Raw genomic sequence first — 5,797 nt, 5'->3', positions numbered from 1 at the left:
ACCCACGTCGGCACCCACGTGTACAACTTGGGTAGCCAACACGGTAAACGCGTTCAGTCGATGATGGGCGCCAAGAACCACGCCGTGGTGCTGCCTGATGCGAACCGTGAGCACACCCTGAACGCACTGGTCGGTGCGGGTTTCGGTGCTGCCGGTCAGCGCTGCATGGCAACTTCCGTAATTGTTCTTGTTGGTGAGGCACGGAGCTGGCTGCCGGACATCAAGGAACTGGCTCTGAAGCTGAAAGTGAACGCGGGCTCCGAGCCTGGCACAGACATAGGCCCAGTCATCTCGAAGCGCGCCAAACAACGCATCCTGGATCTGATCGAGAGTGGTGTTCGTCAAGGCGCCAAACTTGAACTGGATGGCCGTGACATCAAGGTACCAGGCTACGAGGCAGGCAACTTCATCGGCCCTACCCTTTTCTCGGGTGTGACGACTGAAATGGACATCTACACCCAGGAAATATTCGGCCCGGTGCTCGTTGTTCTGGAAGCCGATACCCTGGACGATGCCATCGAACTGGTGAACGCCAACCCATTTGGTAACGGCGTTGGTCTGTTCACTCAAAGCGGCGCTGCTGCTCGTAAGTTCCAGAGCGAGATCGACATCGGCCAGGTTGGTATCAACATCCCAATCCCAGTACCAGTTCCGGCCTTCAGCTTCACTGGCTCTCGCGGCTCCAAGCTGGGTGACCTCGGCCCGTATGGCAAGCAGGCCATTCAGTTCTACACCCAGACCAAAACCATCACCAGCCGCTGGTTTGACGACAAAAGCGTGAATGACGGTGTGAATACCACTATCACACTGAAGTAACGGCTTTCAGGTTACCCGGCACTGTTGGCGCCGACGCCGAATTGATCCAGTTGCCGATATCACTGACCCAGTCTGTTCCTCTCAAACCATTGCCTCTGCGAGATTTTTGGAGATTTAGAGGTGGGTCAGTCTTGCTTCAGCCCCCCCCCTGGCTGCCGGAACTCATTGACCCACCCAAATAATCAGCAAACGATGACCTTGCGCAGGATCTCAGAGGTTGCAGATGGGGTAGTCGAAATCAGCAGCCGGGGTCAAAATCGCAACAGCACTGACAAATCATGATCGAAGAATGGGATGGTGACGGTGCGATTTGAATTCCTGATGAGGCGTTGCAGAAACTGGAGCTTGATGATGGCGACTTGCTGTATCTGACCTAGGAGTTTGTCGGCAACACGCGCTGCCTTGTCCTATCAAAAAAGCCTCAAATCGCGGATCGAATAGACGACCTTACTGAAGCCTGGGACAGCGGACAGGTTGGTAACGCCGAGGAGAAATGAGGCAGCCGCTCTGCAAAGAGGAACGCATAGCACAGTCATAAATTGCCTCTGCTTAGGCTCGTCCCGTTCTTGAAGTCGTCTCCTTTTGCCGGTACTTGAGGTCACCAATGTCATGCACGGAAAGCACCCATCCTAGATAGTGCTGCAGCAATTGATGAATGCCATACATAAGGCCAAGCATCTCTGAATGGCTAATCAATAGACCCAGAGTGGCCTAAAGTGGAGCTATAGCCTTCTAGGAACACTGAAAATGACAGATGTCACTGTAGTAATCGGCGCTGGCTCCATTGGCCAAGCCATTGCTCGACGCGTGAGCGCTGGCAAGCATGTATTGTTGGCGGATCTTCGACAAGATACAGCCGACGCGGCCGCCAAGGTCTTGAGTGATGCAGGCTTCGAGGTCACAACGAGTATCGTGGATGTCTCGTCCCGCGAATCCGTTCAAGCGCTTGTCGCCAAAGCCACAGCTATCGGGGATATCACGGGGGTCATTCACGCCGCCGGCGTATCCCCTTCTCAAGCCCCACCGGAAGTCATTCTCAAGGTCGACCTGTATGGCACCGCTCTTGTGTTGGAGCTGTTTGGTGATGTGATCGCCAATGGTGGATCGGCAATCGTAATCGCCTCGCAGTCAGGCCACCGTTTACCCGCCCTAACGGACGAGCAGAACAAGGCGTTGGCACTCACGCCGGTCGAAGAGCTGCTTGCACTTCCGATGCTTCAACCTGATGTCGTGACCGATCCGCTGAATGCTTACCAGATCTCCAAACGTGGAAACTCCCTGCGCGTAGCCGCGCAAGCAGTGAGCTGGGGCAAGCGTGGTGCTCGGGTCAATACCATCAGTCCAGGCATCATCTTCACCCCATTGGCCAGGGACGAACTTAATGGCCCGCGCGGCGATGGGTATCGACGCATGATCGAGTCCTGCGCAGCCAAGCGCGGCGGTACACCCGACGAAGTGGGAGCTGTCGCCGCCCTACTGATGGGGCCTGAAGGCACGTTCATCACCGGCAGTGACTTCCTCATGGACGGCGGTGTGACGGCCCAATACTGGTATGGCGCCGATTAGTAACGTGTGTATCGCATTCAGCTAGAGGGGCAGCTTTATTCCAGCTACCGCGCCCGCTCGGGCCGAAGAAAAACTTAACGTCGTGTCCGGGATTAGTTGACCACTACACCTGGGCTTAAATCGAGTCTGTTTTTCCTGCCCTACATGGCTGTTTTTTCGAGCCTCAATCGGCTGGATGCAGACAGTTTTTGAAGTCCCAGCTCTCTGGCCATGGCGTGCAGTAATGCCGCCCCTGCTTTGCCTTTGGCACGAAGCTCCCGAGCGAGTGATGCCAGCTCATCGCCACAGATCTCATCAACAGGTCGGATACTCGCCTCGTCTTCGGGACGACGACAGACAACGGCTGAAACATCAGTTATATGGCTTGGCCAGTAGAACTCCCCGACATCATCAACGGTCATACGATGAGTGCTCTGCGCCATCGCCGACACTCTTTCTCTAATCTTGGAACCCGTACGCACCCAACCATGAGCCCTTGCAACTCGCCGAGCTAGAATCACATCGAGAATAGGCCCTTCTTCGCTAATCACATGCTCGATGAGTGCGTTTAAAACGCCTGAGTAACTCGCCTCAAAAAACAAATCCGGATCCACCCCTTGGACACAGGAAGAAGGATCGGACTCTCTGTAGTAAACAACCTCTGCCGAGACGTAATGCGATTGGGAGGTGCTTACCAGCTGACGTGCCAAGGCATCAGTTGCGTATTGCTGGCTCTGATGAGTATCTCCTTCATCTTTCGCACTATCGATGGTCAGCGATTCAGTCGCTGAACCGGTCACCTCCTCGATCACCTCAACGACCTCCACTACTGCATTTTCGACCAGCACGCGGTCGGCCTCTTCCCGAGCTTCATGCTCGGCGCGTCGAGCCCGACTCAACACGAGCAAAGCGGTCAGGCGTTCATGGATTAGATCAGCTGTACCAACGGCATTGATCCACCAGTCAGTTGACCAAATACGCAGAATCTCCCATCCCAACCCACGAAGCACGTTCTCTCGAAGCTTGTCTCTATCTCGCGCTGTAGCGCTGCGATGGTAGGTCGCCCCATCACACTCGACACCGGCCAGGTAGCGACCAGGTGCATCAGGATCGACCACGCCCAAATCGATTCTGAATGCGGAAACACCGACTTGGGTATGCACTTGCCATCCTCGGCTTGTGAGCACCGCGGCGACCGCTTCTTCAAAGGGACTATCAAAGCCGCCGACACTGCCGGTGACGGCCTCAGCAAGCGCTCGAGGCCCTCGCTGTGCAAACTCAAGGAAGTGTTTCAAGTCACGGACACCAATCGATTGGGTTCGCGTTAGATCTATTTGTTCAGGTTGCAAGCTAGCGAAGACGCACAGCTCGTGCCGAGCCCTCGTAATTGCCACGTTCAATCGACGCTCGCCGCCAGGGCGGTTAATAGGGCCAAAATTCATGGCCAAAGTACCCGCTGCATCGCGACCGTAGGTAATCGAGAAGTAGATGATGTCCCGCTCATCCCCCTGAACACTCTCAAGGTTCTTCACGAACAGCGGCTCAAGCTCGGTGTCGGCAAAGTAAGCCTCAAGCGATGGTTCATTACGACGTGCTTCGTCTAAGAGATCCTCAATAAGCTTCTGCTGCTCACCGTTAAACGTCACCACGCCAATCGTCAACTTGCTTTCTCGGAATCCCGGCGAACGCAGACGAGCAACTACATCAGCGACGACTGCACGCGCTTCGATCAGATTTGTTCTTGATCCACCTTTGGAATAAACACCCGCGATCTCGTGCAGTTTGACGGCACGGTCGTTTGTCACGGGGGATGGGAACGTCACGAGCTTGGAGTCGTAATAACGTTGGTTCGAGAAAGCAATCAAGCTTTCATGACGACTGCGGTAGTGCCAATTCAGATGACGAACCGGAAGGTTCGCGCTGATGCACTCATCAAGAATACTCTCAAGATCGGCCTCAACGTCTTCATCATCCATCGTTGATTCTGCACGATCAAAGAAGGATGTAGGAGGCAGCTGTTTGGGGTCGCCGACCATTACCACTTGATTACCGCGCGCCATGGCTCCGACAGCGTCCCAGACGGGAATTTGCGAAGCTTCATCGAAGATGACGAGGTCAAAGGCGCTTGCACCAGGCGTGAGGTATTGAGCAATGGACAGCGGGCTCATCAGCATGCAAGGCGTAAGTTTCGTCAGCGCATCAGGGATCTTGGACATCAACTCCCGAAGCGGCAAATGACGAGTCTTCTTACCCATTTCGTACCGGAGCACACCCCACTCCGAAGAGCGAGTGACAGTCTCCGGATTAGGTAGACCTGAACATAGACGCGCTCGCAGCCAGTCCCGGGTTAATGAAGTGAAGCGATCATCCAGAGCTCTAAAATCCCGAATTCGTTGTTCATGCTCTACGCTGACGAATCCACGAATGACAGGTTCGTTGTCAACGACCGCGTTCAACCACCACCGAGCGTAATTGGTTTCAAAAGATAGGCGGACTTCTCCAGGGTTTACGGAATTACCCTCCATCGCCTGAACCAGACTTGAGAGACCGGCGCCGATTGCCTCCTCCCGCACCTTACGCCATGCACACCAGGCACGAACACCAGATTCAGATCGAACGATGGCTTCGCAATAATGCAGTAGCGCATCAAGCGTCAGTTTCTGAATGTCCGCTTGTCCTGATTCTGATAAGTGTGCTGCTGTCGCCAGAACATCCACGTGTTGGCGGAGTAACTCAAAGCACTGACGCAATTGCGCACCTGTTTGACAAGCCATGCCCTCGGGTTCAAGCAGCGAATTGGCATCGCCAAGCAGCACTTGTATTGCCCTGCGATATGCAGATACAAGTTCAGGTGTCGTGCCAAGCTGAGCGAGTGCAGACGCTAGTTTGCCTTGGAACGCGACCGCGTCCGAGACCTTGTCTACCTTGGTTTTAAGGCCCGTCCACAACCCCGAACTAACGACACCCAGATCTTCAAAATCCGACAATGATTTCTCAACGAGAAGTCGTTGCGTGAGTAGCGCAAGATCCGCCTGCATGGTTTTGCCGCATTGACCCGCTGCCACTTGGTCATGAGCACCTTCGAGCGCACCCTCCTCGACCACTGGACGACGCGAGGATTGAAACGCGATGGCAGCGAACAGCGGTTCCGAGTCGGTGTTGAGCCCTGCCCATAATCCCTCTGTGAGGTCGCCCAATTGAAGATAGGGCGCAAGCTCCTGGTCAAGCAAGACAATAGAGCGCATATGAGCGAGGTCTGATTTCAACTGCTCGCCACAATGACCTTCAGCGACTACATCAAAACCGATATCCGTCCAAGGCTCGTCCACAGTCACGCAGAGCGTTGCCTGGCGCAATTGAATGACAGCCTTAAGATGCTGCGCAACCGATAGTGAGCCGTCCCAAATTTGCGTGCAGTGTTCACCTAACTCCATTG

3 protein-coding genes and 1 pseudogene are annotated in these 5,797 nt (G+C 54.7%); 3 read left to right on the top strand and 1 reads right to left on the bottom strand.

Annotation, left to right across the window (positions count from 1 at the left end):
* From AC1DSG_RS26610 to AC1DSG_RS26600, 3 genes and pseudogenes are all read left to right on the top strand, one after another.
* The coding region (locus AC1DSG_RS26610; protein WP_477793550.1) for an aldehyde dehydrogenase family protein at positions 1-816 on the top strand (816 nt) is incomplete at its 5' end.
* A gap of 314 nt (positions 817-1,130) precedes the next feature.
* Positions 1,131-1,313: pseudogene (locus AC1DSG_RS26605) on the top strand (AbrB/MazE/SpoVT family DNA-binding domain-containing protein).
* A 250-nt stretch (positions 1,314-1,563) separates the two neighbouring features.
* The gene (locus AC1DSG_RS26600) at positions 1,564-2,382 is read left to right on the top strand and encodes an SDR family oxidoreductase (RefSeq protein ID WP_477793549.1); all 819 of its coding nucleotides are present in this window, start codon (positions 1,564-1,566) and stop codon (positions 2,380-2,382) included.
* Between the two features lie 140 nt (positions 2,383-2,522).
* On the opposite strand, the gene AC1DSG_RS26595 is transcribed toward AC1DSG_RS26600, so the two are convergent.
* Positions 2,523-5,717: a DUF3320 domain-containing protein gene (locus AC1DSG_RS26595; RefSeq protein ID WP_477793548.1), complete on the bottom strand. Its 3,195-nt coding sequence runs from the start codon at positions 5,715-5,717 to the stop codon at positions 2,523-2,525.
* Positions 5,718-5,797 lie beyond the last annotated feature (80 nt).

It is taken from the genome of Pseudomonas sp. P5_A12 (assembly GCF_056400685.1).
This window is presented reverse-complemented; position numbering and strand designations above follow the sequence as displayed.